At 62.3% G+C, this 23,441-nt stretch carries 24 protein-coding genes; 14 read left to right on the top strand and 10 right to left on the bottom strand.

Translation table 11 applies throughout. The features are described 5' to 3' along the window. Positions 1-72: 72 nt before the first annotated feature. From CFB17_RS08740 to CFB17_RS08725, 4 genes are read left to right on the top strand one after another with little or no spacing between them, the layout of a single operon-like run. Entirely contained in the window at positions 73-1,275 is a 1,203-nt protein-coding gene (locus CFB17_RS08740; protein WP_088561156.1) for an ABC transporter substrate-binding protein, read from the top strand. 4 nt (positions 1,276-1,279) lie between these two features. Next, a complete protein-coding gene (locus CFB17_RS08735; protein WP_088561155.1) occupies positions 1,280-3,145 on the top strand; it encodes an ABC transporter permease in 1,866 nt (621 codons plus the stop codon). Then, positions 3,142-3,909, top strand: a complete 768-nt coding sequence (locus CFB17_RS08730; protein ID WP_088561154.1) for an ABC transporter ATP-binding protein — start codon at positions 3,142-3,144, stop codon at positions 3,907-3,909. Before CFB17_RS08735 ends, CFB17_RS08730 begins: the two co-directional genes overlap by 4 nt. Next, on the top strand, positions 3,906-4,610 hold the full coding sequence (locus CFB17_RS08725; protein WP_088561153.1) for an ABC transporter ATP-binding protein: 705 nt from the start codon (positions 3,906-3,908) through the stop codon (positions 4,608-4,610). Before CFB17_RS08730 ends, CFB17_RS08725 begins: the two co-directional genes overlap by 4 nt. 152 nt (positions 4,611-4,762) lie before the next feature. Here CFB17_RS08725 and CFB17_RS20060 read toward each other — a convergent pair whose 3' ends face one another. Beyond that, entirely contained in the window at positions 4,763-5,290 is a 528-nt protein-coding gene (locus CFB17_RS20060) for an ATP-binding cassette domain-containing protein (RefSeq protein ID WP_407642405.1), read from the bottom strand. 385 nt (positions 5,291-5,675) lie between these two features. Here CFB17_RS20060 and CFB17_RS08715 point away from each other — a divergent pair, with 385 nt between their 5' ends. The 4 genes from CFB17_RS08715 to CFB17_RS08700 all read left to right on the top strand — a co-directional run bounded on the left by CFB17_RS08715 (position 5,676) and on the right by CFB17_RS08700 (position 9,496). Further along, positions 5,676-6,359, top strand: a complete 684-nt coding sequence (locus tag CFB17_RS08715; RefSeq protein ID WP_165769506.1) for a TetR/AcrR family transcriptional regulator — start codon at positions 5,676-5,678, stop codon at positions 6,357-6,359. After that, complete coding sequence (locus CFB17_RS08710; RefSeq protein WP_088561150.1) at positions 6,356-7,735, top strand: aminotransferase; 1,380 nt, start codon at positions 6,356-6,358, stop codon at positions 7,733-7,735. Before CFB17_RS08715 ends, CFB17_RS08710 begins: the two co-directional genes overlap by 4 nt. Positions 7,736-7,919: 184 nt before the next feature. Next, complete coding sequence (locus CFB17_RS08705; protein WP_088561149.1) at positions 7,920-8,165, top strand: hypothetical protein; 246 nt, start codon at positions 7,920-7,922, stop codon at positions 8,163-8,165. Between the two features lie 2 nt (positions 8,166-8,167). Beyond that, positions 8,168-9,496 (top strand): NAD(P)/FAD-dependent oxidoreductase, encoded by a 1,329-nt coding sequence (locus CFB17_RS08700; protein ID WP_088561148.1) that lies wholly within the window; start codon positions 8,168-8,170, stop codon positions 9,494-9,496. A 278-nt stretch (positions 9,497-9,774) separates the two neighbouring features. Here the strand turns inward: CFB17_RS08700 and CFB17_RS08695 are convergent, their stop codons facing one another. Continuing rightward, positions 9,775-11,007 (bottom strand): multidrug effflux MFS transporter, encoded by a 1,233-nt coding sequence (locus tag CFB17_RS08695; protein ID WP_243389819.1) that lies wholly within the window; start codon positions 11,005-11,007, stop codon positions 9,775-9,777. A 169-nt stretch (positions 11,008-11,176) separates the two neighbouring features. Between CFB17_RS08695 and CFB17_RS08690 the strand changes: the two genes are divergently transcribed. Further along, positions 11,177-11,911 carry a 3-deoxy-manno-octulosonate cytidylyltransferase gene (locus CFB17_RS08690; RefSeq protein WP_088561146.1) on the top strand — a complete coding sequence of 245 codons (735 nt, stop codon included), beginning with the start codon at positions 11,177-11,179 and terminating at the stop codon, positions 11,909-11,911. Between the two features lie 88 nt (positions 11,912-11,999). On the opposite strand, the gene CFB17_RS08685 is transcribed toward CFB17_RS08690, so the two are convergent. The 3 genes from CFB17_RS08685 to CFB17_RS19785 form a co-directional block, all read right to left on the bottom strand. Next, positions 12,000-12,506 (bottom strand): hypothetical protein, encoded by a 507-nt coding sequence (locus CFB17_RS08685; RefSeq protein WP_133063870.1) that lies wholly within the window; start codon positions 12,504-12,506, stop codon positions 12,000-12,002. Between the two features lie 17 nt (positions 12,507-12,523). After that, positions 12,524-13,636 carry a UDP-galactopyranose mutase gene (gene glf / locus CFB17_RS08680; protein ID WP_088561144.1) on the bottom strand — a complete coding sequence of 371 codons (1,113 nt, stop codon included), beginning with the start codon at positions 13,634-13,636 and terminating at the stop codon, positions 12,524-12,526. A 347-nt stretch (positions 13,637-13,983) separates the two neighbouring features. Beyond that, positions 13,984-14,106 (bottom strand): hypothetical protein, encoded by a 123-nt coding sequence (locus tag CFB17_RS19785; protein ID WP_279311727.1) that lies wholly within the window; start codon positions 14,104-14,106, stop codon positions 13,984-13,986. A 483-nt stretch (positions 14,107-14,589) separates the two neighbouring features. On the opposite strand from CFB17_RS19785, the gene CFB17_RS18900 reads away from it, so the two are divergent. Beyond that, entirely contained in the window at positions 14,590-14,757 is a 168-nt protein-coding gene (locus CFB17_RS18900) for a glycosyltransferase (protein WP_122984970.1), read from the top strand. A gap of 741 nt (positions 14,758-15,498) precedes the next feature. Here CFB17_RS18900 and CFB17_RS08670 read toward each other — a convergent pair. The 4 genes from CFB17_RS08670 to CFB17_RS08655 all read right to left on the bottom strand — a co-directional run bounded on the left by CFB17_RS08670 (position 15,499) and on the right by CFB17_RS08655 (position 18,639). After that, on the bottom strand, positions 15,499-16,467 hold the full coding sequence (locus CFB17_RS08670; protein ID WP_088561142.1) for a transglutaminase family protein: 969 nt from the start codon (positions 16,465-16,467) through the stop codon (positions 15,499-15,501). A 257-nt stretch (positions 16,468-16,724) separates the two neighbouring features. Next, positions 16,725-17,006: a hypothetical protein gene (locus tag CFB17_RS08665; RefSeq protein WP_088561141.1), complete on the bottom strand. Its 282-nt coding sequence runs from the start codon at positions 17,004-17,006 to the stop codon at positions 16,725-16,727. Between the two features lie 81 nt (positions 17,007-17,087). Then, a complete protein-coding gene (locus CFB17_RS08660; RefSeq protein WP_088561140.1) occupies positions 17,088-17,765 on the bottom strand; it encodes a ParA family protein in 678 nt (225 codons plus the stop codon). 367 nt (positions 17,766-18,132) lie between these two features. Next, positions 18,133-18,639 (bottom strand): NUDIX hydrolase, encoded by a 507-nt coding sequence (locus tag CFB17_RS08655; RefSeq protein ID WP_165769505.1) that lies wholly within the window; start codon positions 18,637-18,639, stop codon positions 18,133-18,135. Positions 18,640-18,764: 125 nt separating this feature from the next. On the opposite strand from CFB17_RS08655, the gene guaD reads away from it, so the two are divergent. From guaD to CFB17_RS08640, 3 genes are read left to right on the top strand one after another with little or no spacing between them, the layout of a single operon-like run. Further along, a complete protein-coding gene (gene guaD / locus CFB17_RS08650; RefSeq protein ID WP_088561138.1) occupies positions 18,765-20,162 on the top strand; it encodes a guanine deaminase in 1,398 nt (465 codons plus the stop codon). 33 nt (positions 20,163-20,195) lie between these two features. Beyond that, positions 20,196-21,056 carry a shikimate dehydrogenase gene (locus tag CFB17_RS08645; protein WP_243389818.1) on the top strand — a complete coding sequence of 287 codons (861 nt, stop codon included), beginning with the start codon at positions 20,196-20,198 and terminating at the stop codon, positions 21,054-21,056. Positions 21,057-21,074: 18 nt separating this feature from the next. Next, the gene (locus CFB17_RS08640) at positions 21,075-21,578 is read left to right on the top strand and encodes a DUF2726 domain-containing protein (RefSeq protein WP_088561137.1); all 504 of its coding nucleotides are present in this window, start codon (positions 21,075-21,077) and stop codon (positions 21,576-21,578) included. A gap of 401 nt (positions 21,579-21,979) precedes the next feature. Here the strand turns inward: CFB17_RS08640 and CFB17_RS08635 are convergent, their stop codons facing one another. Further along, entirely contained in the window at positions 21,980-22,870 is an 891-nt protein-coding gene (locus tag CFB17_RS08635; protein ID WP_243389817.1) for a replication initiator protein A, read from the bottom strand. A 145-nt stretch (positions 22,871-23,015) separates the two neighbouring features. On the opposite strand from CFB17_RS08635, the gene CFB17_RS08630 reads away from it, so the two are divergent. Beyond that, positions 23,016-23,441 carry an NUDIX hydrolase gene (locus CFB17_RS08630; RefSeq protein WP_279311726.1) on the top strand — a complete coding sequence of 142 codons (426 nt, stop codon included), beginning with the start codon at positions 23,016-23,018 and terminating at the stop codon, positions 23,439-23,441.

Below are 23,441 nucleotides of genomic sequence, written 5' to 3'. Positions count from 1 at the left end.
AAATCACAAGAGGGCAACGCGTGCCGCCGGCTCGGGCATGAGTTGGACGATGACCTGAACCTGAGAGGACCCATGCCCCTGATCCCGACATGCCGTATCGCTGCAGGCCTGCTGCTGGCTGCCCTGACAGCGGGCCAGACCATGGCGGCCACGATCAAGATCGGCGAGATCAACTCCTATTCGACCCTCCCGGCCTTCACCGAGCCCTATCGCAAGGGCTGGCAGATGGCGCTGGACGAGATCAACAAGGCCGGCGGCGTGCATGGCGACACGCTGGAGGTCATCTCCAAGGACGATGCTGGCAAGCCCTCCGATGCCCTGACGGCCGCCAATGATCTGATTGCGGGCGAAGGCGTCGCCTTCCTAATGGGTGGCTTCTTCTCGAATGTTGGCCTCGCGTTGGCCGACTATGCGAAGCAGCGCGAGGTCTTCTATCTAGCCGGCGAACCGTTGACCGATGCCATGGTCTGGCAGGACGGCAACCATTTCACGTTCCGGCTTCGGCCCTCGAACTACATGCAGGCTGCGATGCTGGCCGAAGAAGCGGCGAAGCTACCGGCCAAGCGCTGGGCCACCATCGCGCCCAATTACGAATTTGGCCAATCGGCGGTGGCTGTCTTCAAGAAGCTGCTCTCGGCCAAGCGGCCCGACGTCGAATGGGTCGGCGAGCAGTGGCCGCCGCAGGGCAAGCTCGATGCCGGCGCCGTTGTACAGGCGATCGCCGCCACCGAGCCCGATGCGATCTTGAACGTCACCTTCGGCGCCGACCTCGTCAAGCTCGTGCGCGAGGGTCAGGCGCGCGGCCTCTTCAAGGATCGCAGCGTCGTCAGCTTCCTGACCGGAGAGCCTGAATATCTCGACCCCTTGAAGGACGAGGCTCCGGTCGGCTGGATCGTCACGGGCTATCCCTGGTATACGATAACGACGCCCGAGCATGCGGCGTTTCTCAAGGCCTACGAGGACCGCTATCACGAGCCGCCACGCCTGGGCTCGATCGTCGGCTACACGCTGATGAAATCGGCAGCGGCAATCATAGCGAAGGCCAAGGACACCGACACCGAATCCCTAGTCGAGGCTGCTTCCGGTATAGGATTGGATTCGCCCTTCGGCCCGATCGTCTTCCGCGCCGCCGACCATCAGTCGACGCTCGGCGCCTTTGTGGGCACGACCGCCGTCAAGGACGGCAAGGGCGTCATGGTCAACACCGTCTACAAGGCGGGAGGCGACTTTTTGCCGAGCGAAGCCGAGGCGGCGTCACTGCGCCCCAAGGACTGAGACTTTGTCGCTCCTTCTCGCCCAGTTCCTGGCGGGACTGGCCAGCGCTGCCTCGCTCTTCCTCGTGGCGTCGGGCCTTTCCTTGATCTTCGGTGTCACCCGGGTCGTCAATTTCGCGCATGGCGCCTTTTACATGCTGGGCGCCTATCTGGCCTACAGCCTGACGACGCACCTGACCGGCCCCCTCGGCTTCTGGCTGGGCATCCTGGCCGCGGCGCTCCTGTCCGGCATCATTGGCGGCGTCCTGGAGATCCTGCTCCTGCGGCGGATCTATCACGCGCCGGAACTGTTCCAGCTCCTGGCGACCTTCGGTGTCACGCTGGCGACCCAGGATCTCGTGATCCTCATCTGGGGTCCGGATGATCTCGTTGGACCAAGGGCACCCGGGTTGACGGGGGCCCTGCCGATCCTGGGCCAGTTTCTGCCCACCTACGACATTTTCCTCATCGTCATCGGCCCCCTGGTCCTCTGCCTGCTCTGGCTGCTCCTCCATCGCACGCGCTTTGGCATCCTGTTGCGCGCCGCGACCCAGGACCGTGAAATGGTGGGGGCGCTGGGGGTGAACCAGAAATGGCTCTTCACCAGCGTCTTCGCGCTCGGCGTCTTCCTGGCTGCGCTGGGCGGTGCGCTGCAATTGCCGCGCACCGCCGTGACGCACGGCATGGATCTCTCGGTGATCGTCGAGGTCTTCGTCGTCGTCGTGATCGGCGGCCTGGGATCGGTGCCAGGTGCCTTTTTGGCGGCCGTCCTGGTGGCGGAACTGAACGCTTTCGGCATCCTGATCTACCCGGCAATCTCGCTGGTACTCGTCTTCCTCGTCATGGCAATCGTTCTCGTCGTCCGCCCCTACGGTCTTCTGGGTCGCCGCGAGGGCGCGGCGCGGGCGCCTTTGGGCGCTCTGCTCCGGCCCTGGCGGCCTTTGCACTGGGTCGGCTCGCTCGGCGTCGCCGTTGTCCTCGCGCTGGCGACTCTTCTTCCCTTCGGGCTCGGACGCTACGGCCTGGGCGTGGCGACCGAGATCCTGATCGCCATCCTGTTCGCCGGCAGTCTGCAGTTTCTCATGAGCGTCGGCGGTCGCGCCTCGTTCGGCCATGCCGCCTATTTTGGCCTTGGCGCCTATGGTGCCGCCCTCGCCGTCAAATGGTTGGGGGCACCCATGGAGTTGGCCTTGCTCGCCGGCCCGGCGCTGGCCATCCTGGGTGCTGCCTTGTTCGGTTGGTTCTGCGTCCGGCTGAGCGGAGTCTATTTCGCCATGCTGACCCTGGCCTTCGCTCAGATCGTCTGGTCGATCGCCTTTCAATGGGTGACGGTGACCGGTGGCGATAACGGCATGCTCGGAATATGGCCACCACGCTGGGCCGCGCGGGCACCGACCTTCTACTGGATGACGCTCCTGTTGACGGCAGCGGTCGTCCTCGGCCTTCGCCATCTGACCTTCAGTCCCTTCGGCTATGCCTTGCGGGCGGCCTGGGATTCGGAGCTACGGGCGGAAGCGCAGGGGCTGCGACCCAAGCGCCTGCAATGGCTCGCCTTCACGATCGCCGGGGCCGTGGCGGGCCTGGCCGGGGCTCTCTTTGCCTTCTTCAAGGGCAGTGTCTTTCCCGACGCAATCGGGATCGGCCAATCCATCGATGGCCTCGTCATGGTGCTTCTGGGCGGCGTTGGCACCGTTTCTGGCGCTGTGATCGGCGCCATCGCCTACAAAGCGGGTTCGATCTGGCTACTCAGCCAGACCGATTACTCGCGTCTGGTCTTGGGGCTGCTTATCGTCTTCCTGGTCGTGCTTTTTCCCAAGGGGATCGCCGGGTCGCTGCAGGCGGCCTGGCTTACTATCCGAACGCGCCGACCCAAGACGGGTCCTGGGGCATGAGCGCTCTCCTCGAGGTCGAGAACCTCGCCAAGTCGTATGGCGGCGTCCACGCGGTCCGAGGCGTCTCGTTCGCGCTGGAGCCTGGCGAGGTGGTGGCGCTCATTGGTCCGAACGGTGCTGGCAAGAGCACCTGCTTCAACATGCTGAACGGCCAGATCCGTCCCAGTGCCGGCAAGGTGCGGCTGGATGGTCACGACATGACCGGACTGGGGCCACCCGAGGTCTCCCGCCTGGGAGTGGGCCGTACGTTCCAGATCACCGCCACTTTCGCCACGATGACGGTTCGGGAAAACGTCCAGGTGTCCCTCCTGGCCCAGGCTGGACGGGCCTTCAGCCCCTGGCGGCGGCTGGCCGCCTTCGCAGTGGACCGGGCAACAGACCTGCTCGAGCTTGTGGGCATGGCCGAGGCAGCCGCAAGGCCGGCGGGCGAGCTCGCCTACGGTGATCTCAAACGGCTGGAGCTGGCGATCGCTCTTGCCACCAGCCCCCGGCTCTTACTGATGGACGAGCCCACGGCCGGCATGGCGCCGGGCGAACGGATCATCTTGATGCGGCTGATGGCCAAGCTCGCCAAGGAAAAGGGGATAGGCGTGCTCTTCACCGAACACGACATGGATGCAGTCTTCGAGCATGCGACCCGGGTCATGGTCCTGGATCGCGGCCAGTTGATCGCCACGGGAACGCCCGCCCTGATTCGCGAGGATGCGACCGTCAAGGCCGTCTATCTGGGCGAAGGCCTGCTCTATGGAGAGCCCGGCCCATGAAGCTCTCGACGCGCGGTCTCAACGCTTGGTACGGGCCGGCGCACATCCTTTTCAATGTGGATGTGGCGCTGGCGAGCGGAGAGGTTGTCGCTCTGCTCGGGCGCAACGGCGCTGGCAAGTCCACGCTCTTTCGTAGCGTCATGGGCCTGCTGGCCCGCACGAGCGGCGAGGTCCAACTGGATGACCGGCCCATCCAGGCGCTCGAGCCCTACGAGATCGCACGCCGAGGCATCGGCTATGTGCCCGAGGATCGACGCGTCTTCACCGAACTGACGGTCGAGGAAAACTTGATCGTCGGACAGAGACCGCCCAGACCGGACGCGCCTCGCTGGACCCCCGAGCAACTCTACACGATCTTTCCCAACCTACGTGAGATGCGGCGGCGGCCTAGCGGTCGCATGAGCGGTGGCGAGCAGCAGATGTTGACGATCGCGCGCACGCTCATGGGAAATCCTGCGCTGGTCCTCCTCGATGAGCCCTCCGAGGGCCTGGCGCCACGGATCGTGGAGCAGATGGCCTCCGCCATCTTGCTGATGAAGACGCAGGGGCTTGGCATCCTGGTCTCTGAACAGAACCTCCATTTCGCGCGACTGATCGCCGATCGAGCCTATATCATCGAGAAGGGCCATATCCGCTTTGCCGGAACGATGGCGGAACTGACCGCCGATCCGGCACTGAAAGATGCCTATCTGGCCCTTTGAACGACGGCGACAGCGACCAGGCGACGCTCCGCGAGCCGACGGCGATCACGGTTTCAGCAGTCCCCTTGAGCGGCTGTCAGCAGTTCAATCCTGCGCATGAACTTCTCACGTGGATTCGCCGAGCGTCGACGATCGGCCGTACGTTCACCAAGTCATGCGCGATGAAGGGAAAGGCCGCGTGCATCTCGGCTTGCAGATAGCTTAGCATCTTGGGGGATGCTTTCCTGGATCAGCTGATCCAAAGCCGAGACAACCTCGTCGAAGGTCAGCACCTCCGGGCGTGCGGCTAGCGTGCCTGCGATCGCCACGCGTTGCTTTTGCCCACCTGAAATTTCGGCCGGCCGATATTGTACCAATGTCGGCGCAGCCCGACCCGCGCCATCAAGGATTGAAGCGCTTGCTCTAGCCGGCGCCCCGCAGGCCCTGGTAGACGGCCAGCGGCCGGCGCAGGAGCTTTTGCACCTTTTGCCTGGGATTGAGCGCGGTATCGAAGGTTTGATAGAGCATCTGCATGCGCTGCATGCCGTCTGCGGTCGCGCTCCTTCAGGCAGCAGGCAAAGGCAACCGTCAAAAATCAGCACGCCGGCCGAGAACGGCTTCAGACCCGCGATGACACGCGCCAGGGTCGACTTGCCCGAACCGCTCTCACCCACCACCGCGACGCTACGACCGCGCGGCATGCTTAACGAAACGCGATCCAGGACACGATGCTGGCTGAAGAAGGCACTGATGGCCTTGGCCTCCAAGACGGGCGGCGCGGCCGGTATGGTGCGCGTCGGCGCATCCTCGACGAGCCGGCCATGCCGCAGAGCCATGATCCGATGGGCCATCTGCGCCACGGGCCGGGATTGGCATCGGGCTTAAAACGGGAACCCCGTAGCAGCTGACGTCAGCAGTCAACGAATTTTTCTCTAGAGATAGAAAATCCACTCTATCTATTTATAAAAAAACGATATTTATATCAATTGTTGACTATATAATTAATCAACAAATTGTGGTTTTGCGCTTGCGGTGATCAAAGCGACGATCTAGGTTTTGTCATCGTCGACGTCATGGGGCCGAATGATGGTCAAGTCCGAACGGCTATCGCGAGCCGCTGCCGTGCCAAGGGCGGTGCGCAGTTCGGTTCGGCGCCAGGAGCTTTTGGATGCGAGCCTGACGGTGATCGCCCGCAAGGGGATCTCCGGGCTGACCCTGGCCGACGTCGCTGCCGAAGCCGGCTGCAGCCAGGGCATCATCAATTTTCATTTTTGCACCAAGGAGCAGTTGCTCCTGGCGGCACTCGATGCGACCCTGGCCGACTATGAAGACCTATGGCTGGAGCGACCGGAGGTCACCGAGCCGGCCACGGCCGCGGCCGAAATACGGGCGATGATCCGGGCGGATTTCCATCCGCGCGTCGCGAGCCGCAACCGGATCGCCATCTGGGTCGCATTCTGGGCGGAGACGCCGCGGGTAGGCGCCTATCGTGATCGCTGCGCCGCCTTGAAACAGCGCTATCGGCAGGCGGTGACGAACCTGCTGACCGTCCTCGTCCGCGCGCAGGAAGCCAAAGCCGATCCCGCCGTCATCGCCGAGAGCCTGAATGCGCTGATCGACGGCTGGTGTATCCATGCTCTCGTCACTGGTAAAATCGGCGCGTCCGATCGCGAGCGCGGCATGCTCGCCTGCTTCACGCTCCTGGCTCAATTCTTCCCCGCGATTTTCGCCGGCGACCGTGACCGGCTGACCCCAGGAGCAGCAGCATGAGCGTGACGGAGCCACAGACGACGAGCAGCGAAGCGGCCAGACGCCACCTCCTCAGCCCGGCCGAGGATATGGCCAAACTGGGCAGCGCGGCGCGTCCCTTGCTCCGGCACGCCGAAGGCATCCATCTTTTCGACGCTGACGGACGCGCCCTCATCGACGGGCCGGGTGGCATGTGGTGCAGCCAGATCGGCTATGGCCGGCAGGAGATGGCGGACGCGATCGCCTCCCAGGTCATGGCGCTGCCCTATAATTCACCCTGGCACTCGATCAACGGGCCGGCCGCCGAGCTCGCCCGGCGGATCGCGACCCTGACGCCTGGCGATCTTGATCATATTTTCTTCACGACCGGCGGCTCCACGGCGGTCGATTCCGCCCTGCGCTTCGTGCAGTATTTCAACAATGTGCTGGAGCGGCCGGCCAAGAAGAAGATCCTGGTCCGGTATCGCAGCTATCATGGCAGCACCGAGCTGGCAGCCTCCTGCTCGCCAAGACCGCAAGCCTCGCCCTTCGACACGGCTGATCCAAAGATCGTCGTCCTAAGCTCGCCGGATGCGCGCGACCGGCCGGCCGGCATGAGCGAGGAGGAGCATGGACTAGCACTTGCCGCCGAGTTCGAGAGGGTGATTGCCCGCGAAGGCGCAGAGACGCTCGGCGCCTTCATCGCCGAGCCGGTCCAGGCCTCTGGCGGCGTCATCGTGCCACCCGCCAATTATTTCGCGCTCATGCGCGCGATCTGCGCGCAGCACGACATCCTCTTCATAGCGGACGAGGTCGTGACCGGCTTTGGCCGCCTCGGCCACTGGTTTGCCAGCGAGGCCGTGATGGGCATCGTCCCCGACCTCATCGTCTTTGCCAAAGGCGTCACCTCGGGCTATGTGCCAATGGGCGGCTTTGCGATCTCGGACCGCATCCTTGCCCGCGTCAGCGGTGAGCATGCCAAGGGCCGCTATTTCAGCAACGGCTATACCTATAGCGGCCATCCCGTGGCCGCTGCCGCCGCTCTTGCCAATATCGCGATCTTCGAGCGCGAGGAAATCCTGGCGCATGTCCGCGCCGTGGCACCGCATTTCCAGGCAGGCTTGCGGGCACTTCGCCGCTACCGCCTGGTGACCGACGTTCGCGGTGCCGGCCTCGTCGGTTGCGTGGAATGTGCCGGCGACGACGATGCCATGAAGCAGGCGATCGGTGCCAGGGTCGACCGTCACTGCCAGGAACTGGGCCTGGTGGTGCGCCCGATCGTCAATAATTGCGTGCTCTCGCCGCCGCTCATCATCAAGCGCGCCGAGATCGACCAGATGATGGACATCCTGGCCAAGGCGATCGAGCTGACCGAGGCCGATCTCATGGCCGAGGATCTCTGGCCCAAGAGCATTTAAGGTCAGCGTGTTTAAGGGTGGGACCTACCCCGCTCGGCGCCCGCCAACGAGCGGCGCGCCTGCAGGCCAAGAACAACGGACCAGCCCACCAGCGACGATGAGGAACGAAGGCCACGAACGTCGAGAATGACAGGGATGATCACTGGCAAGCGGCAGATGAAGCTCGGCCTGTCGATCTGGCGGCATGGCTATCACATCGCCTCCTGGCACCTGCCGGGCTCGCGGCCGGACGCGCTGCGCGACTCAGGACAATGTCCTGCCATCCCACACGAGCGGCGCCGTCGACGAATTCGTCAGGGAGGTGGTCCCCGAACTGCAGCGTCGCGGCCTGTTCCGTAGAGCTCATGAGGGAACGACGCAGTGCGTCAATCTAGGACTGGAGATACCCATGCACACGGCAAACATGCTCATTCTCGAGGCCGAGAGTTGACGATGTTGGCCGCCCATGATGTCACCGTCGCCCGCGCCGAAACGGCCGGCAACGACTACCCCGATACCTATTACAGCCGCACGATTACCCATCCACGCCGCTTTCCCGCCTTGGATGAGCGGCTCCAGACCGAGGTCTGCGTCATTGGCGGCGGGCTCGCCGGCACGGCCACGGCCCTGGCCCTGGCCGAGGCGGGACGGAAGGTCGTGCTCCTCGAGGCAAACCGGATCGGCTGGGGCGCATCCGGGCGCAATGGCGGATTCGCCTCGCCGGGATTGCCGGGCGGCATGATCGAGGCGATCGAGGAGCTGGGGGTAGAAAAGGCGCGCGAGATCTATGCGCTGACCCGTGAGGCGCAGGCACAGATGAAGGCGCGCGTAGCTCGCCACGCCATCGCCTGCGGGCCGCTGACACAAGGCGCGCTCCGCTGCGGCATGCGCCGGAGTCCCAAGCGAACCGTGCCCGACTATGTCGAGACGATGAACCGCCAGCTCGATGCCGAACTGGTTTATTGGTCGGCGGCGCAGGTTGGCGCCGTGCTCAAGACAGAGCGCTACCGCGACGGCGCCTTCAATCCGCACAGCTTTGCCATCCATCCCTTGAATTTCTGCCGTGGCATGGCGGTGGCGGTGGAGGCGCTGGGCGGCCGGGTGCATGAGGGTGCTGCCGTGCGCGAGCTGGATCTGACGGGTTCGCGTAAGCGCGTGCGCCTGGGTGGCAGTGGCGAGGTCAGCGCCGACCATGTCGTCCTGGCGTGCGGTGCCTATGTCGAGCGGCTCTTTTCACCCTTGAGCCGGGCCACAATCCCGATTGCGACCTTCGTTGCCTCGACGCCGCCTTTGGGCAGGCTCCTGGACCAGGCGATCGCCACGCCGCATGCGATCTCCGATTTCTTCGCCCCCACCAATTATTACCGCCGGCTCGACGATGGCCGGCTCCTCTGGGGCGGCCGCGTCTTTGCCCTCGAGCGCTCCAAGCCCGCGATCGCCCGCCAACTGAAGCAGGACATCACCACCTTCTATCCAAGCCTGAAGGAGGTCACGATCGAGACCTGCTGGAGCGGTCTCATGCCCTATCTGCGCCACAAGCTGCCCTCCTTTGGCAGCCTGGGCGAAGGCGTCTGGTATGCGAGCGGCTTTGGCGGCCTTGGCGTCGTTTTGACAACCCTGGCCGGCGACCTGATCGCGGGGGGCATCGTGAACAAGGACGATCGCTGGCGCCTCTTTGCGGCCTTCGGCCTGCCCTACGCCGCCGGCAAATGGGGCAGGATCCCAGCCCAGCTCATCTACTGGCGCGAACAATTGCAACAACATTTCGCCCGCGCGACCTGAGGTTTGTGCGGGTCCAAGGCCCCCTCGCCTACTGAAGCCGCAGGCCGTGCAACACTAAGGCTATCTGGTCGTCGGCGAGACGGCATCGGTTGATGCGTGCCCCCGACTGACCGACCTCGCCGCTCGGCGCGCCCAATACCTGGCCCCTGGCGCTTCGACAGGCACGCTAGCAGCATGATGCCGCAAAGCGCCCAGATCTGCCTCCTCTTAGGTGTGGATCTGGGCGCGCTTTATAGCCCACCATCGGCAACAAGCATCCTTGCAGCCCGAAGACGGGTTCAGGCAGGCTCGTGCTGGGGATGGAAGAGACGGCCTTTCTCGGTCCAGAGCACGATTGCAAGGCCGCTGCCCCCCATGGCCAGGAGACCGAACGCCAGAGGCAGGACGGTGCCGTCGAACGCCCGGCCGACCAGGTAGCCGAAAAGCGTGCCGGCCAGGGTCGTGTAGCACCCCATGAAGGAGGCGGCCGTCCCCGCCACGGCGGCCAGGGGCTGCATCGCCATGGAATTAAAGTTCGGCATTACGATGCTGAAGAGGAACTGGTTGCCGGCCACCAGGACGGCGAAGAGCAAAAGCGGCGGATGGCCCTTATAAACAAGGGCCATGATCACCTGCAGAAGCGAGACCAGCACATAACCGCAAAGACCGCCATGCGAGAGCCGCCGCGTGCCGAGACGGCCCACCAGGCGCGAGTTCAGGAGCGCGGCGATCGACATGGCGACGGCGATCAAACCGAAGACGAGCGGAAAACGCCCGCCCAGGCCATAGACCTCGGTTTCGAAGATCTGCTGCGAGGATCCCACATAAGCCATGAGACCACCCATCATCAGCGCCATGGCCGTCGCATAACCCACAGCCACCCGCGAGCTCAGCGTCAGGTGGACACCCGCCAGGATCCGGGTCAGGGACAGGCTCGAGGCGCGATATTCCGGATGCAGGGTCTCGGGCATGCGCAGATAGAACCAGAACGCAAAGGCCACGCCCACCATGAGCGTACTGACGAAGATCCAGTGCCAACTGCCCATGAGCAGGACCAGGCTGCCCAGGGCCGGGGCGAAGACCGGCACGATGATGAAGACCATCATCGTCAAGGACATGACCTTTGCCATCTCCCTGCCCTCGAACCGGTCGCGCACGATGGCAATCGAGAGCACGCGCCCCGCGGCAGCACCCATGCCCTGGATGACACGGGCCAGGATCAAGATCTCGAAGTTCGGCGCCAGGAGTGCCATGACGCCGCCGAAGAGAAAGACCCCCATCCCCATCATCAGGGCTGGTCGACGACCGATCACGTCCGAGAGCGAACCATAGATGAGCTGTGTCAGTCCAAAGCCCAGCATGTAGGCATAGACGATGAGCTGCAGCCTGTTGGGGTTCGAGACGCTGAAGCTCGCCTGGATCGGCCCGAACGCCGGCAGGAGATTATCCATGGCCATGGACGTGATCCCCATCATGGCAGCGATCAGGATCACGAATTCCGGGAAGGGCGGGGTTTTCTGCGGGGCTCTCATCTTGTCCATCCCGGGGGGAAGCAGCGGCCAGCAGCCTGTAGCACGAGCACCTTGAAGAGGCCGTCTCTTCCCGGACATGCTAGTCCCCATAAAACTGCGGCTGCGACATTTCCCGCTGGACCGGAGCGGGTCTATAGCTCTGCCCCGGTCCAGCTGCGAAGAAATCGTCATGCCCGAGAAGCTGCTCGTTCTCATTCCCGCCCGCCTGCATGCCACCCGCCTGCCCGGCAAGCCGCTCCTCGACATCGCGGGCAAGCCCATGATCGTCCATGTGGCGGAGCGGGCCCGCGCGGCCGGCATCGGACCGGTCGCGATCTGCACCGATGCAGAGGAGATCGCAACCGTCGTGCGGGCGGCCGGCTTCGAGGCGGTCCTGACGAAACCGGATCATCCTTCCGGGTCGGACCGCATTCACGAAGCGCTCCAGACCTATGATCCCAAGGGCGAGGTCGAGATCGTCGTCAATGTTCAAGGCGATCTGCCGACGCTCGATCCGGCCACCGTCCATGCCACGGCCAGCCTCCTGGCAGACCCTGCGGTGGATGTGGGCACGGCCGGGGTGGAGAACGCGGTCGATGCCGAATATACGACGCCCAGCGTCGTCAAGATCGTCGGGACACGGCTGGCCCCCCAGCGCCTGCGCGCTCTTTACTTCACACGCTGCGCGGCCCCTTGGGGAGCCACGCACTATGTGCATCACATCGGACTCTACGCCTATCGCCGCCATGTGCTCGACAAGTTCATAGGCTTGCCGGTCTCACCTCTGGAAGCCTGCGAGAAATTGGAGCAGCTTCGCCTGCTGGAGGCGGGATTTCGGATCGATGCGGCCCTGGTCGACAAGCCGGCGCTGGGCGTCGACACGCCAGCCGATCTTGAGCACGTACGCCGTCTGATGGGTGCCTAGAGCGGTCTCGGTCTCGGGCGGCTGCCGGCTTCAGGCCGGATGCCCTTGGCCACCTTGCCGCATCAGGCCAGCTTCGTCCCGATCGGGTTCAAGGGGCCATGGGGCTGCTAGCCGCCAGCGACTGCGGATCGACCCAGCGACCTTCCGTCCAGCCATAACCCCAGGGTGAAGGCGTCCAGCGGCCCTGCACCCAGACCTGCCCCGCAGCCGGCGGCGTCGCATAGTGCCCGGCCCGCCATATCCAGCTCCCGCCCACAAAGCGCCAGTCACCCTGGATCCATTGCTGATCCGCATCGGCATTGGGATAAGCGTATTCGGGCCGACGCGGCGGGGGTGCCGAAGAGGCCGGGATGGTGCGTGGGCCCGTGACGACCGGGATGTCGGCGCGGGGCGGAGTCTGCTCGCTCGCGTAACGTCCCTGGACGCGATCGAAAGGCTTGGGTGCCCGGCTCCGCTTGAGATCCCACCAAGCCTTGATGTCGGGGGCCGCCGCAGGCTGTTGCGCTGGCAAGCGCTGCCCTGGCGCCGCCATCGCCGCCGTCGCAAAAAGGACGAGCAGGGTCACAAGACCACCCAGTCGAAGACGCATCGACATGATCCCCTCTCCTGCTCTTAGCGCTGCGCCACTTGGCGGCCCAGGATCTTGTCGGTCAAGGCCAGAGATGCCGCTACGACCTGATCCATGTTGTAGTAGCGGTATTGAGCCAGCCGCCCGACGAAATGAACCTCCTCCTCCTGGTCGGCCAGGGTTTGGTAGCGCTTAAAGAGCAGCTCGTTCTCGGGCCGGGGAACCGGATAATAGGGATCGCCTTCAGCCCTTGGAAATTCCCGCACGATGGCGGTGCCGGCGCATACCTGGCCGGTCAGCTTCTTGAACTCCGTGATCCGGGTATAGTCCTCCTCGTTGGGATAATTGATGGTGCCAACGGGCTGATAGGCGTCCTCGGGCCGATGCTCGTGCTGGAATTCAAGGCTGCGATAGGGAAGCTTGCCGAAGCGATAGTCGAAATAGAAATCGATAGGGCCCGTATAGATTACCTTGCTGGCCGGGATGTCCCGCCGCAATTCGGCGAAGTCCGTGCCAAGCCGAACCTCGATGTTCGGATGCGCCAGCATGGTCTCGAACATCCTGGCATAGCCCTGTTCGGGCATGAACTGGAAACGGTCGGTGAAATAGCGATCATCGTCGTTGGTCCGGGTCGGGATGCGGGCGGCGACGCCGGCGGCGAGCTCGGAAAGGTCGAGACCCCATTGCTTTTTGGTATAGCCGCTGAAGAACTTATCGCAGAGATCGCCGCCCACGCTGTTGAGGACGACGTCCAGACTGGTCCGGATCTCGTTCTTGGGCTCGCGCACGCGTTCAAGATGGGCGGCCACACCCGCCTCGTCGAGCTCCAGACCATAGAGACGGTTGATCGTGACGCGGTTGATGGGAATGGGCAGGAACTGCCGACCGACCTTGGCCAGGACGCGGTGTTCGTAAAAGCGCCAGCGTGTGAAGCCGCCCAGATAGTCGAAGACTCGCCTGGCATTGGTATGGAAGATGTGCGGGCCGTAGGGATGGATGAGAACGCCCTGCGCATTCAGGCAATCATAGGCGTTGCCGCCGATATGGGGGCGCCGGTCGATCAATAGAACGCGGCGCCCCGCCGCTGCCAGACGCTCGGCACACACGCTGCCAGCATAGCCGGCCCCGACGATGAGGAAGTCATAAGGCTTGGTCATGCGTATCCCGGCAACGGCTTCTGACGACGAACAAGGAGAAAACCAATCATCGTGAAGGTGACCGCGATTCGGTCAAAAGCCCCGTCGAGACAGCTCCGATGGTGCCCAGGTAATAAGAAGCAGGAGCGATGAAGATTGGGTTAACAATGCCGGCCAACAGGAGGATGCAGGAAAGCTCTGCGTTCAACCCAAGGGAATCATCGTCATGATCCCGAGAATGCCGCTGATCCCGACCAGGACAGGAACGGGTGCCAGGAAACGCAAAATAGTGGCCGCCCCAACGAAATCCGGACCCAGCAGGAGCCGCACGATCAGGTTGGCGAAGACAAAAAAACCAGCATGATCACCTAGATGAGCGTGCCCTGAGGCAGAAGGACGAAGCGCAGGAGCCGATGCGTCTCCTTGCAATCGTGCGCAAAATTATAGGCGACCCTCGGGTAGAAGGCGGTACGGATCGGCTGCAGCATCATTGTGCGGCGCGCCGAATGCGGCCGGCGCCCGAAAAGAGGCCAAGCGCGCCGATTCCGGCCACGGCTCCAAGGATGATGTTGGTCGCCTAGGTGTACATGCCGATGGCGGACGTCGAGACGAAGACATGCCGGCCATCGTGCAGCGCGGGCCACATCAAGGAAAAGTTCAGCGGCGACCGGCCCAGCCGGGCTGGTACCCCGGGCGAAACACAAGGATTCAAGGCCGCCCATGCAGGCACCCAGACCCTGGACAAGATGGCGACCGCGGGGGCGAGGTTACGAAAAGGAAGGTCAAGGCACGGTCGCGATTCGGCCGAGCAGGAAGCGGTCACGAACCCGCCGCCGTTCGCCCGGACTCTAAACGGAGGCTCGATCCGCCGCCCCTACCCTGGCTCTCCCCTTGGAAGACCTAGAATGCTTCATCGACCAGCATCCGACTTTGCCCCTCCGCCTCGGCGTGGCGGGCCAGGCAGTAAGGCTTATATGCAAGAAGTCGTGCGTGTCGCGCACCGGCTCTCAGCGCGCGTCGAATTCCTTGGAGGACGCCGCAATGCCGCACGGAATGCCTTTTATGGCGAGATCGATCTCTTCGTCATGCCGTCACGCTTCAAACCCTTCGGCTCCACCTTGCTGGAAGCGGTCTGGCATTGACGGCCAGCTCTTTGCGCACCCGGACTAGACGTTCTGGAAGTCCTTCCCGACCGCAGTACCTTTCCTGTCCTCCCGGATCTTTTGCCACTCGTCGTGGCATTGGCGCTCGAGTCCTTATGGCGGAACCGGGTCGCCATTCTCGCTGCAGCTTGGCGACATCGTGGCCAGACGTTTCCCAGCTTGACCGGCGACGCGTTCATCGCCCGGTTTGTCGACACTCTTTTGCCCAGACTGCGCAAACCGGCCTAAAGGCTGGCCGTGGCTTTGGTGGCCGACGTCTTGTTCTGCCAGCCCTGACCGACGGCCACGATACAGCTCTGACCGTCGGGCGAGGTCGATCTCATCGCCCAGGCGCCGATTACCGGCGAGGCAAGGACTCAGAGCAGATTGCCATCGTCCTGCAGGCCGCCGGAGACGGTTGCTCGGCGAAATCCACCGCAAGGTGAGCCTTCACTTCGGGTCGCTCGGGCGACATGCTGGAAGTTCCGACTAGAGTGATCGACTCCGCGCCGGCAGGAAGATGTGAGGCGAGTCATCCTTTGCCCATCCAGCTAGGCTCTTAAAAGCGATGACGCTCAGCGAAGCTATAGCTGACGCGAAGATTACATGGCGCGCGGTCTTGTTCCTCTTGCAGGCCAGCCTGCGCGAAATCGAGCTCTGGCTATCTGCCAGGTTTCACAACGAAAGCCTGAACAGAACGGGCTGCGCCAGGATGCCTTTTCAATGAATCGTGACCGCCTCTCAAGACAGGCGTTCGGGAATGGGCTCGTCCTTGAGAAGTTGCACGTCGACATCGACCTTCAGCGTCGCCCGTATGCCAAGAGGGCCCTTGAAGCTGCCGCTGACCGGTGAAACCAAAGCCGGCTCGCGGGCGATGGCAATCCGTACCAGGTCAGCACCCCCGTAGAGGGCGTTGGTGGGATCGAACTCGACCCACCCTGCCCCCGGAAGATAGATCTGCACCCAAGCATGCGTGCTGCCACCACCGACGATGGGCGCCGCCAATGGCACCCCGGCGGCGGCGTCATCCTTGTCGTGGTCACTCTGCTCGCCATTGCGATCTGATGCTATTTGGACTGGTGGCACATAGAGATAGCCGCTGACGAACCTCGCGGCGAAGCCCAGGATGCGGGCGGCCTCGATCATCAAGACAGCGAAGTCGCGGCACGTACCTCCTTTCTCCAGGGTCTCCAGGGGATTGCGAATGCCCTCCTCGTACCTGACACTATAGGGCAATTCGTCCTTGATCCGCCGCATCATGGCGACCAGGAGGTCCTGGGTCGGATACTCGATCTTGTTATTGACCAGCTGGCGCACCCAGCAGGTCAGCCTGCCTTCAGGATCCTTGAATTGTCGTCTGGTCCAGGGCTCCAGATCCACCGCTTCCTCGGCGCGATAATCAAAAGGCCATGTCTCGGCAAAGGGCTCAACAGGTAGTCGCGGCTTGTCGTAACCATAATTGTCGATCAGCAGGCGACTCTCGACGATCAGGTCCTGCGTCGTACCCTCGAACTCCAGGATAGCGATCGAGTTGTCGTAGATGTCATGCAGCCAACGTGTCCGACTCGCCGGCGGCGAGACCATCAGCGTCGCATCGAGGAGCCGCAGATCGTGACTGTCGCGCGGCCGAATGACAAGCCGCTGCGGCCCCAGGGTGACCGCCTCGGAGTAATGATAATGCGTTCGATGTCTGACGATGAATACCGCCATGATCCCGGTTTCTCCTCAGCGCCCCTCGGCCAGCCAAGCTCTCTCATGACCCGTGGCGGCTCATAACGGCTGACGAGCCCGGAAGCTGCAGACGAGGTGCCGATATCGACGCCATCACCGATCGGTGCGTGACGAAACCACATCGTCGTCCGCCGCTCTCTTCTATACGTAACGCCGAAACGTCGTTTTTACGTAAAAAGAGCGGTACGTACCTTCGTCGTTAAAAAATCATGAGGGATGCCGGCGCCGTAGCGGATCTAGTCGAAACGCCGTCGTGGCGTACGATCCTCGAGATCCGCCGCGGCGACAGCCACACCCAGCCCTTGCAAGCCCTGCGCAACCAGTTGCTTCATCGTCAGGCCACGCCGCCGTGCCTCGGCTTCGAGGGCCCGGAGCGTGCTCGTCCTGACCCGAAGATTCAAGGTGGTCGGCCGGTCGGCCGCGTCAACCTGAACGGGCGGCAGGGAGGGTGCATGCTGGCTGACGGCCCGTAGGGCCTCTTCCGCCGTCGGGCGATTGCGTGACTTCAGGTTCTTCATCAGATCCCCTTCAATACGACGCTACGGCATTTCGTATCGACATCATTACGTACATTATTAAGTTACGTAACGATATTGTGTTTACGACGCAATCGTTCTCTTCGCGCGGCGGTGTTTTTTCCCGGGCGGGGGCCCCAGCCAACCTTCCTTGCGCAACTCGGCCAGAAGATCGCCGAGTTCGGTTACCGCGGGGCGGCTGCTAGGCAAGATTCCGGAATAAGAAAGTTCGCCATAGGCGACGAGATCGCTCAGACTTGTCTTCAGGCGTTTCAGGCCGGCCTTCTCGATCTCGCTTGCCGCGTGGCGGGCCAGATGCGTACGGCGCATCTTGTTTAAGAGCACCCTCGCCTGAATATCGCGCCTGGCAGCGGCGGCCAGACCTTGAACGAGCCGCATGGTTTTCTCCGCCTCGGTGACATCGGCCTCGCCGCTCAAGGTCGGAATGATCACGAGATCGGCGCTCGTCATCGCCACCGCCGCCGCCCGGTTGCCGAACCCGGCCGTATCGACCAGCACCAGTTCATCGAGGCCGGCTCTCTCGTTGATCCGATGGGCAAGCCGGCTTTCCTCCGCCTCGAAGAAACAATCGAAGGGCGGTCCCTCATAGGTCTGTCGCGCCCAGCGACTGAAGGCTTCGGTCGGATCGGCGTCGATGACGCTCAGCCTCTGTCCTTCCTTGGCCAGGGCGGCAGCCAGTAGCATGGTCACGGTCGTCTTGCCGGGGCCACCTTTGCTGCTCGCGATCGTCAAGACGCTCATCGCTACCTCGCCCTTGAATTTATTCGGCGTTACAACAATACGGCGCCGCGTGCAATCGTAATGTTGTAGTTACGTAACGTAAATAGACATGCTCCAGACATCGCATGCAAGCTGCGACAGACCATTAGATTCGCTTATACGTCACTACGCATTTGCGCGATTACATACTGTCGTTGTTACGACTGTTGTTCACCACGAATGTACGTAATGCCATCTTTGCGTATCGTCGTGCATATGACATGACGTTGTCCAATTTTAGTGACGCCGCAGCTACGTGATTACGTACTGACGTTTTCTCGGCGTTTCGTAGACACGTAGTTATATACATATTAGCATTACGTCGTCACGGATTGTCGTGACGACGTATTTACAGTTGATGTGATGACGACTCCGCCACGGGGAGGTGCGTAGGCGCAAGATCCGTGACGCAGTGGTGCAGGACCGGCATCATGGGCCACTGGCCGAGTTCGGCTAGCGTCATGAAACGCGCCCAGACGATCTCGCGATTATCGACACGCAGAAGGGGCGGATCATCCAGATGGTGCACGAAGAAATGCGTGGTGATGCGGCGGTGATCCTCGATGAGCAGGGCGGAGGGGAGGGGGGTCAGGCAAGCGGGATCAAGGCTGAGGCCGATCTCTTCCTCAAGCTCGCGCATGGCAGCTTGTTTTGGCGTCTCGCCGCGTTTCATCCCGCCACCCGGCAACGACAGCCCACGCCTGTAGGAAAGCCTGACGACCAGGAGGCTTTCTCGATGCCAGAGCAGGACACAAGCACCCTGTCCCGCCGGCCGACGCACGAACCACCAGATCTTGAGCAGCGCGATCGCCGCCTTATAGACCAACCGCATCGAGGCATCGCTTACTGCCGCCATCGCAATCTTTCCTGCCAGCCAAGGATGCGAACAATATCTAGACCAGGACGCCTCAGGAGGCAGGCCGGGACTTTCCCGCAAGGATGGCCCTGGAGTGGCAAGACGATGCGGCATGGGGACCTCGCATGACCCAGCCCGTGCCGACGCCAGCCAGCCTCAAGGCCATTCGGGGGCCCGCCTTTACCTTCAAGGACAATCCCTTTCTGGCAAAGGACGCCCTCCATTACGAGGAGGACGCCCTGATCTTGATCTCAGATGGCCGCATTTTGTCCTTTGGCGCCTATGCGGGACAACATTCGAGCCTGCCGCCTGACCTTGAGATCGCGCATTATCCAGATGGCCTGATCTCGGCGGGCTTCATCGATTGCCATGTCCATTACCCGCAGCTCCAGATGATAGGGGCTTATGGCGAGCAATTACTGGCCTGGCTCGAGCGCTATGTATTCCCAACGGAACGGCGATTTTCCAGCCCAACCCATGCAGCAGAGGTGGCGTGCCTGTTCTTGCGCGCACTCCTGCGCGCCGGCACCACCACGGCTGCAGTCTATTGCACGGTCCATCCACAATCGGTGGAGGCCTTTTTTGCCGAATCGGCCCGCTTTAATACCCGCATGGTCGCAGGCAAGGTGCTCATGGACCGTCACGCGCCGCCAGAACTCCTGGACACGGTCGAGACCGGCTATGCCCAGAGCAAGGCGCTGATCGAGCGCTGGCATGGTCAAGGTCGCCAACTTTACGCCGTCACGCCCCGTTTTGCGCCCTCCTGCTCACCGGCACAGCTCGATGTCGCGGCCAGCCTCTTGCAGTTGCGGCAAGGCCTCTTCATGCAGACCCACCTGGCCGAGAACGAAGCGGAAGTTGCTTGGGTCAAGGAACTCTTTCCGGAAGCGAAATCCTATCTGGACGTCTACCAGCGCGCCGGCCTTGTCGGGCCTCGCGCTATTCTCGGGCACGCCATCCATGTCGGGGAAGGGGAGCTTTGCACCTGCCACGCCACCGGGGCCGCCCTGGCCCACTGTCCGACCTCGAATCTTTTTCTGGGAAGCGGACTGTTCCGACTCTTCGATGCCATCGATCCACGACGGCCGGTGCGCGTCGGCCTGGGGACGGATATCGGCGCGGGAACCAGCCTCTCGCAGCTTCAAAGCCTGAACGAGGCCTACAAGGTGGCCCAGTTGACTGGCCATGCGCTCAGCGCCTCACAAGGCTTCTGGCTGGCCACCCGGGGGGCTGCCGAGGCCCTCTATCTGCAAGACCATGTGGGAACGCTGGCGGCGGGACAGGAAGCCGATATCGTTATCCTCGACCCGGGCGCCACGGCTCTCTCAAACTTTCGCCGCGATCATTGTGATACCATCGATCAGCTTCTCTTCATGCTGATGACGCTGGGCGACGATCGCATGATCAAGGCTACCTATGTGAACGGCCAACCCGTCTATGATCGTGATCGGCTGGAGCCGTTCGTCTATCCGCCTCCAGCCGGTTGCACCACGGCTAGGCCCACGGCATCGTCATCCTCATAAAACGGCCGATCACGCTAATCTTGGAAGACGCACGTGCTTATCAGTGGACGGGCCAGACTGGCCGGTGTCATGGGATGGCCCATCGCCCATTCGCTCTCGCCTTTGCTGCATGGCCACTGGTTCGAACGCCATGCGATCGACGGCAGCTACATCCCGCTGCCGGTGGTTCCGGCCGATCTCGATCTCCTTTTCCAGGCCCTGCCTAAAGCCGGTTTTCGCGGCTGGAACGTCACCTTGCCCCACAAGGAGAGGGCCTTTGCCCTGGTCGATCGACTGACGCCCACCGCAGAGCGCATCGGCGCCGTCAATACCGTCCTGGTCGACACTGACGGCACGCTGATCGGCGATAATACCGATGGCCATGGTTTTACCGCCAATCTCGATGATCAGGCGCCAGGATGGCAGGAACGGACGCAAAACGTCATTCTTCTTGGCACGGGCGGCGCGGCGCGTGGCGTAGCCGCGGCCTTGTATGATCGCGGCTTGCGCAATTTTCGCTTGATCAACCGGACCCTGGAACGAGCCAGGCTGCTGGAGTCGGAGCTCCGGCGACTGGGAACGCTCAACCTCGAGATCGCACCCTGGAAGACGCGCGACGAGGCCCTGGCCGATGGCGACCTGCTGGTGCAATGCACGAGCCTGGGCATGGAGGGGCACGAACCACTAGCACTCGATGTGGCCGCCCTGCCGCCACACGCCGTGGTTGCCGACCTCGTCTACCGACCGCTGGAGACCGATCTCCTGGCCAGGGCCAGAGCGCGCAATCTGCGGACCGTCGACGGCCTTGGCATGCTGATCCACCAAGCGGTGCCGGGCTTCGTGCACTGGGGAGGCCAAAAGCCGTTGATCGACGCTACGACAAGACTTTTGATGCGAAACGCTCTTGGCGTCTGAAGCTCGAATGGGCGTTTCATGCCGACCTGGCTGAAGGCCGGGGAATTCGTCCCTCTCCTGGCTTTGCTGGCCTTCCTCCTCGTGGCCCTGAGTTGGGCCATCCTGGCGCTGACGAAACCTTATCGTTATCAGCCGACACCCCTGCTTAGTGCCGGTGAGAAGCGATTCGCGACGAAGCTTTTGCAAAACCTGCCATCGCATGCCCGCCTTCTTGCCAAGATTCGCGTCGCCGATCTTATCCAGCCCGTCCTGAAAGAAGGCTCGGCCGGCCAGCAGCGAGCTTTTGCTCGCATCGTCGCCAAGCATGTGGACTTCGTCATCGTCGACGAAAGCTGGAATGTCCTTCTGGCTATCGAGCTGGACGATAATTCGCACGAACGTCCTGAACGTCGTCGCCGTGATGATCTTCTCAATCGTGCCTTTGCCAGTGCAGGGATTACCCTGCATCGGGTGAGGGTCAAGAAAGAGTATAGGGCTGATATCGCCGCGATCTGCCGTTTGCTGGAGGATGCGGAAGCGTAGCGCCGGACCGTTATGACGTTATATTTGTGGTTAGTACGTTAAAGGTCGGGATTATCCTGCATATACAATAGGATAGGTGCTATATTTGTGAATGATGTACCGAGTTTTCGTGAATGATGTACCGAGTCAAATGTGAATGAAGTACCGAGCTTTTGTGAATGAAGTACCGAGTCCGAAAGCTTATCCCCAGCTTGTGGATGGTGAATGATGTACCGAACTTAGAACTTGCTCCGGGTGGTAGTTACTTTTTTGTGAATGATATACCGAATGGACTTGGACGCCTGTGAACGATGTACCGAGAAATCGCGACACTTGCGTAGTGTGAATGATGTACCGAACGAAACGGCGCTGCCACGTCGATCCCAAGACGACTATGTGAACGATGTACCGAATAGAAGTCGTTATAAGGAGGCAGATGCCTGGGCCAGAACCGAGGCGCGCGGCTGGAAATTGACGAGGATGCGCTCGTTCGTCGCCCAGCGCCGCGCATCCAGGCCATCCTGGGCGACAGCTTCCCGCTCACGCGGATCGAAGTTCATGGAAATATGGTAGTCGGGCAGGTCGTCATCCTCGATAACCTTGCGCAGTTGGGGCTTGAAGAAGCGGGGCTCGAGGACCGAGCCGCATTTGTCGATCAGCCGGGGCAGACTGATGACCCATCGCTCCTGATAGCCGCAATGCTTGCGGGCCAGCTCGTAGAGGCGTCGCTTGAGGCCCATCGACAGATCGAAATAGCCAGGATGGATCGTCAAGACGCGCCGGTCCTGGGCAATTGCGCGAAACATCCAGTCGTTAAGCGTGATTTCGCAGGCTGCCATGACCTTCTTGCCGGTCTTCGTCTTGCGCTCGATGATCCGAAAGGTCTCGATCCAGCCAAAACCCCGTCGCTCCTTCAACTCGGCCGATTCGATAGTCGTGACAATGGTGGTCGAACGCAGTCGGAAAAAAGCATCGAGGAGAAGCTCGTAGGCCCGCTTGCCCGAGCCCCGGCCCGTGACCTGCAAAAAATTATGCGCCGAGAAACGGATCGTGCGGTCGACCGGCAGATTGCGTTCTAGTCGATCATTGATGATCGAGGCCACGTAGATAAGGACGTCCTTGTCCCAGATCGTGGCGATGCCGCGCTCGCCTGGCCGAACCTCGATCTTGACCTTGCCATCGTCATAGACGAGGGGCTTGAGGCGAGGTGTCTTCTGCAGTGAAAAGAAGGGGAACTCCATCAAGGCCCGATCGTCTTTGAGCGGGGCATTGACGATGCTGTCGAGAAAGAGGTCGACTTGCTTGCCGGTCAAACGGAGATCCTTTTCACAGATCGTCCTGGTGATGACGGGACTTTCGCAACGAAGCCCCCGTGGCGACGATGAAGATGTGGACGATGTACCGAATGCAGCGATTGTGCGGAGTTAGCGCCTTTGTCGCAAGGGGTGGATGGTCTGCATGAGCCAAGGAGAACACCCCCTGACTGCGGTCCTAGCCATGGTCAGGCGAGAAGATCACCTGCTGCTCGGCCGCCGTCGCAAGGCTCCTGATCTTGGTCTTTGGGGCTTTCCCGGCGGCAGGCTCGAATGGGGCGAGACCCTGGTCGAGGCTGCCTTGCGTGAACTGGACGAGGAGACGGCTGTCTCGGCCCGGGCCTTGCGGCTCCTGCCGCCTCTGGAGATCATCAGGCCGAAGGAAGGCCTGCATGTCGTTCTCTGCCCCGTTCTTTGCGCCTGGCAGGCAGGGGAGGGTCGGCTTGCCGACGACGAGCTTGCCGAGCTCGCCTGGATGACGGCGGGCCAGGTCAGGGCACTCGATCCCGCCACCGCCAGCCGGGACCTCGCGAGCCTGGCAGCGACGGCATTCCAGGAGTCCTTGGCGTGA

Source organism: Arboricoccus pini (assembly GCF_900187945.1).
Classification (GTDB): Bacteria; Pseudomonadota; Alphaproteobacteria; order Geminicoccales; family Geminicoccaceae; genus Arboricoccus; species Arboricoccus pini.
Note: the sequence above shows the minus strand (reverse complement) of the source record. Positions and strands in the feature narration are given on the sequence as shown.

Excerpts from the sequence above, each read along its gene's own strand:
- CFB17_RS08740 (WP_088561156.1), top strand. The coding sequence starts at position 73 with ATGCCCCTGATCCCGACATGCCGTATCGCTGCAGGCCTGCTGCTGGCT.
- CFB17_RS08730 (WP_088561154.1), top strand. The coding sequence starts at position 3,142 with ATGAGCGCTCTCCTCGAGGTCGAGAACCTCGCCAAGTCGTATGGCGGC.
- CFB17_RS08725 (WP_088561153.1), top strand. The coding sequence starts at position 3,906 with ATGAAGCTCTCGACGCGCGGTCTCAACGCTTGGTACGGGCCGGCGCAC.
- CFB17_RS20060 (WP_407642405.1), bottom strand. The coding sequence starts at position 5,290 with ATGCCGCGCGGTCGTAGCGTCGCGGTGGTGGGTGAGAGCGGTTCGGGC.
- CFB17_RS08715 (WP_165769506.1), top strand. The coding sequence starts at position 5,676 with ATGGTCAAGTCCGAACGGCTATCGCGAGCCGCTGCCGTGCCAAGGGCG.
- CFB17_RS08710 (WP_088561150.1), top strand. The coding sequence starts at position 6,356 with ATGAGCGTGACGGAGCCACAGACGACGAGCAGCGAAGCGGCCAGACGC.
- CFB17_RS08705 (WP_088561149.1), top strand. The coding sequence starts at position 7,920 with ATGGCTATCACATCGCCTCCTGGCACCTGCCGGGCTCGCGGCCGGACG.
- CFB17_RS08700 (WP_088561148.1), top strand. The coding sequence starts at position 8,168 with ATGTTGGCCGCCCATGATGTCACCGTCGCCCGCGCCGAAACGGCCGGC.
- CFB17_RS08695 (WP_243389819.1), bottom strand. The coding sequence starts at position 11,007 with ATGAGAGCCCCGCAGAAAACCCCGCCCTTCCCGGAATTCGTGATCCTG.
- CFB17_RS08690 (WP_088561146.1), top strand. The coding sequence starts at position 11,177 with ATGCCCGAGAAGCTGCTCGTTCTCATTCCCGCCCGCCTGCATGCCACC.
- CFB17_RS08685 (WP_133063870.1), bottom strand. The coding sequence starts at position 12,506 with ATGTCGATGCGTCTTCGACTGGGTGGTCTTGTGACCCTGCTCGTCCTT.
- glf (WP_088561144.1), bottom strand. The coding sequence starts at position 13,636 with ATGACCAAGCCTTATGACTTCCTCATCGTCGGGGCCGGCTATGCTGGC.
- CFB17_RS19785 (WP_279311727.1), bottom strand. The coding sequence starts at position 14,106 with ATGATGCTGCAGCCGATCCGTACCGCCTTCTACCCGAGGGTCGCCTAT.
- CFB17_RS18900 (WP_122984970.1), top strand. The coding sequence starts at position 14,590 with ATGCAAGAAGTCGTGCGTGTCGCGCACCGGCTCTCAGCGCGCGTCGAA.
- CFB17_RS08670 (WP_088561142.1), bottom strand. The coding sequence starts at position 16,467 with ATGGCGGTATTCATCGTCAGACATCGAACGCATTATCATTACTCCGAG.
- CFB17_RS08665 (WP_088561141.1), bottom strand. The coding sequence starts at position 17,006 with ATGAAGAACCTGAAGTCACGCAATCGCCCGACGGCGGAAGAGGCCCTA.
- CFB17_RS08660 (WP_088561140.1), bottom strand. The coding sequence starts at position 17,765 with ATGAGCGTCTTGACGATCGCGAGCAGCAAAGGTGGCCCCGGCAAGACG.
- CFB17_RS08655 (WP_165769505.1), bottom strand. The coding sequence starts at position 18,639 with ATGGCGGCAGTAAGCGATGCCTCGATGCGGTTGGTCTATAAGGCGGCG.
- guaD (WP_088561138.1), top strand. The coding sequence starts at position 18,765 with ATGACCCAGCCCGTGCCGACGCCAGCCAGCCTCAAGGCCATTCGGGGG.
- CFB17_RS08640 (WP_088561137.1), top strand. The coding sequence starts at position 21,075 with ATGCCGACCTGGCTGAAGGCCGGGGAATTCGTCCCTCTCCTGGCTTTG.
- CFB17_RS08630 (WP_279311726.1), top strand. The coding sequence starts at position 23,016 with ATGAGCCAAGGAGAACACCCCCTGACTGCGGTCCTAGCCATGGTCAGG.